This window comes from Rhodoferax sp. UBA5149 (genome assembly GCF_002413825.1).
Classification (GTDB): Bacteria; Pseudomonadota; Gammaproteobacteria; order Burkholderiales; family Burkholderiaceae_C; genus Rhodoferax.
Map to the genome: position 1 here is coordinate 1 of NZ_DHXT01000124.1, position 1976 is coordinate 1976.

Below are 1976 nucleotides of genomic sequence, written 5' to 3' on the forward strand. Positions count from 1 at the left end.
AAGAGGTCAACATGTACGCGGTCATAAAAACCGGCGGCAAGCAATATCGGGTTGCAGCCGGCGAAAAAATTAAAGTAGAACAGATTGCTGCGGACGTAGGCCAAGAGATTGTGTTCAACGAGGTTCTGGCGGTCGGCAACGGCGCAGATCTGAAGGTGGGTACTCCCTTGGTGTCCGGCGCAACCGTGAGTGTCACAGTATTGGCACACGGCAAGCACGACAAGGTGAGCATTTTCAAAATGCGCCGTCGCAAGCATTACCAAAAACGTCAAGGGCATCGTCAACAGTTCACAGAACTGCTGGTCGGCGCTATTGTGGCTTAAGAGGCAAGAGTCATGGCACAGAAAAAAGGCGGCGGCTCTACGCGAAACGGGCGCGATTCCAAGCCCAAAATGCTCGGCGTGAAGAAATTCGGTGGTGAGTTGATCGGCGCCGGCGCCATCATCGTTCGCCAACGTGGCACCGTGTTTCATCCGGGTACCAATGTCGGTATCGGCAAGGATCACACTCTGTTCGCACTGGTTGACGGCAACGTGTTGTTTACCACCAAGGGTGCGCTGAACAAGCAGACGGTGAGCGTTATCTCGGCTTAATTTGCTGGAAACCCCCCAATTAAGACCCTGCGCGCTGCGCGGGGTTTTTCGTTTATAAAGCTTGAAATCATGAAATTCGTTGACGAAGCCTATATTGACGTCTCTGCGGGAGACGGCGGCGCTGGCTGCGTCTCGTTTCGTCATGAGAAATACAAAGAATTCGGTGGCCCCAATGGCGGCGACGGCGGGCGCGGAGGCCACGTTTTTGCCGTGGCGGACCCCAACCTGAATACCCTGGTGGACTACCGCTTTTCCAGGCGGCATGACGCCAAGCGCGGTGAGCACGGCATGGGCTCCGACATGTTTGGGGCGGCAGGCGACGACATCACCCTGAAAATGCCGGTCGGCACCATCATCACGGATGCCGAAACCGGTGAGGTGCTGTTTGAGTTGATCACGCCGGGCGAAGTGATCACCATTGCCAAAGGCGGCGATGGCGGCTTTGGCAACATGCGTTTCAAGAGCGCCATCAACCGCGCGCCACGGCAAAAAACGCCGGGCTGGCCGGGTGAAAAATTCAATCTCAAACTGGAGCTCAAGGTGCTGGCCGACGTGGGCTTGCTGGGCATGCCCAACGCCGGTAAATCCACGTTGATCACGGCCATCTCCAACGCCCGTCCGCGCATTGCCGACTATCCGTTCACCACGCTGCACCCTAATTTGGGCGTCGTGCGTGTCGGGCCGGAGCAGAGCTTCGTCGTGGCAGATTTGCCGGGTTTGATCGAAGGTGCGTCCGAGGGCGCGGGATTGGGCCATCTTTTCCTGCGCCATTTGCAGCGCACGCGACTGTTGCTGCACGTGATCGATATGGCACCGTTTGATGAGAGCGTTGACACCGTGGCGCAAGCCAAGGCGATCGTGAATGAGCTCAAGAAATATGATCCGGCGCTGTATGCCAAACCGCGTTGGCTGGTCCTCAACAAGCTGGACATGATCCCCGTCGAAGAGCGCGCGGCACTCGTCAAGGACTTTGTCAAACGTCTCAAGTTCAAGGGGCCGGTGTTCGAGATTTCGGCGCTCACCCGCGAAGGCTGTGAGTCTCTGATCAAAACCGTTTATCAGCACGTGAAGGCGCAGCAGAAAGCGGAGCAGACGCCCGAGGTCGTGGACCCGCGTTTTGCGGTGGATCCCGAATAAAACTCAGACGCTATTTTATTTATAGCGCCTTGCGCTTGAATGACGGGGGCTACAGGCCTAAATGACTATAGAAACTGCTTCGTTCGTGTTGCGTGATGCCCGGCGCATCGTTGTCAAAGTGGGCTCCAGCCTGGTGACCAATGAGGGGCGCGGCCTGGACGAGACCGCGATTGGTGAATGGTGCCGCCAGATGTCCTTGCTGGTGCGTGGCGGGCGCGAAGTCATCATGGTGTCCAGTGGCGCCAT

The 1976-nt window shown here is 57.2% G+C and carries 3 protein-coding genes and 1 pseudogene; all 4 read left to right on the forward strand.

From position 1 onward, the window contains the following. Positions 1–11 precede the first annotated feature (11 nt). Positions 12–323, forward strand: coding sequence for a 50S ribosomal protein L21 (gene rplU / locus B3V69_RS10980; protein WP_296446500.1), 312 nt, complete (start codon positions 12–14; stop codon positions 321–323). Between the two features lie 12 nt (positions 324–335). Next, positions 336–593, forward strand: coding sequence for a 50S ribosomal protein L27 (rpmA, locus tag B3V69_RS10985; RefSeq protein WP_296446494.1), 258 nt, complete (start codon positions 336–338; stop codon positions 591–593). Positions 594–662: 69 nt separating this feature from the next. Next, positions 663–1730 (forward strand): Obg family GTPase CgtA, encoded by a 1068-nt coding sequence (gene cgtA / locus B3V69_RS10990; protein ID WP_296446495.1) that lies wholly within the window; start codon positions 663–665, stop codon positions 1728–1730. Between the two features lie 61 nt (positions 1731–1791). Next, positions 1792–1976: pseudogene (locus B3V69_RS10995) on the forward strand (glutamate 5-kinase); the annotation flags it as partial.

Excerpts from the sequence above, each read along its gene's own strand:
- rplU (WP_296446500.1), top strand. The coding sequence starts at position 12 with ATGTACGCGGTCATAAAAACCGGCGGCAAGCAATATCGGGTTGCAGCC.
- rpmA (WP_296446494.1), top strand. The coding sequence starts at position 336 with ATGGCACAGAAAAAAGGCGGCGGCTCTACGCGAAACGGGCGCGATTCC.
- cgtA (WP_296446495.1), top strand. The coding sequence starts at position 663 with ATGAAATTCGTTGACGAAGCCTATATTGACGTCTCTGCGGGAGACGGC.